The organism is Vibrio aquaticus, from assembly GCF_003970385.1.
GTDB classification, from domain to species: Bacteria; Pseudomonadota; Gammaproteobacteria; order Enterobacterales; family Vibrionaceae; genus Vibrio; species Vibrio aquaticus.
Map to the genome: position 1 here is coordinate 1 of NZ_RXZH01000162.1, position 432 is coordinate 432.

The 432-nt window shown below is 53.0% G+C and carries 1 protein-coding gene; it reads right to left on the reverse strand.

What is annotated here, in order from left to right:
* The coding region (locus EJ063_RS20940) for a Calx-beta domain-containing protein (RefSeq protein ID WP_208640400.1) at positions 1 to 432 on the reverse strand (432 nt) is incomplete at both ends.

The following is a 432-nucleotide window of genomic DNA, read 5'->3' on the forward strand; positions in this document are numbered from 1 at the left end:
CTAAACCATTCGCGGGTACATCTACCCACTCGCCGTCTGCATTCTTGTATTGGAACGCTTTAATGTCTTTTGGCTCAGTCTCTTCTTCGTTCAACGTCAACTTAACTGTGACGTCGATGTCTGCCGCTTTGCTTAGACTCACCGTGAAGTGCGCTTTATCGCCTTCGCTTACGTCACCACCACCGGCAATGCTCACGGTTGGACGGTCGTCATCACCACCATTTTGGCCACCGTCTTGGATCGTTGCGTCGGCTGTTTTATCCGCTGGGTCTGTCGCCGTAAGCGCACCCTCGGCGCCTTCAACAGTCACACTGAAGTCTTCATCGCCTTCGTAGACTTTATCTTGCGCCGTCTTAACTCGTACTTTGACCGCATCTTCACCGGCTGGAACCGTCACTAAACCATTCGCGGGTACATCTACCCACTCGCCGT